1 protein-coding gene is annotated in these 438 nt (G+C 65.5%); it reads left to right on the forward strand.

Features of this window, described 5'->3' with window-relative positions:
• Window positions 1-42: 42 nt before the first annotated feature.
• Window positions 43-438 (forward strand): MarR family winged helix-turn-helix transcriptional regulator (locus tag EOA24_RS40850; RefSeq protein WP_133375121.1); only part of this gene is annotated, 396 nt, incomplete at its 3' end.

Genomic DNA, 438 nt, shown 5'->3' on the forward strand with positions numbered 1-438 from the left:
CCTCTATGCTGTCGGCACCGGTTCGGCCGAAGAGGGATGACCATGGCCAAGGCGGACAAGACAGCGACAATGAGCCGGCTGCATTCGGCGGCGCGACTGGCGCGCACGGCGCTCGCAGCGCGTCTTCTGGCGCATGGTTTCTATGCCGGGCAGGACCAGATCATGCTGGCGCTCGACCGCGAGGACGGCCAGACGCCCGGCAACCTCGCCGGCCGCCTGGGGGTGCGCCCGCCGACCATCACCAAGACCATCAACCGGCTGCAGGCGCAGGGTTTTCTCGAAAAGCGCGCCTCCAACGCCGATGCCCGCCAGGCCCACATCTTCCTCACCGATACCGGCCGCGACATCATCCACGCCATCGAGAAATCGGTGAAGAAGACCGAGAAGCAGGCGCTGAAGGGCCTCGACAAGAAGGACCAGAAGGCGCTGTTCAAACTG

Origin of the sequence: Mesorhizobium sp. M2A.F.Ca.ET.039.01.1.1, assembly GCF_003998035.1 — a bacterium.
GTDB lineage: Bacteria > Pseudomonadota > Alphaproteobacteria > Rhizobiales > Rhizobiaceae > Mesorhizobium.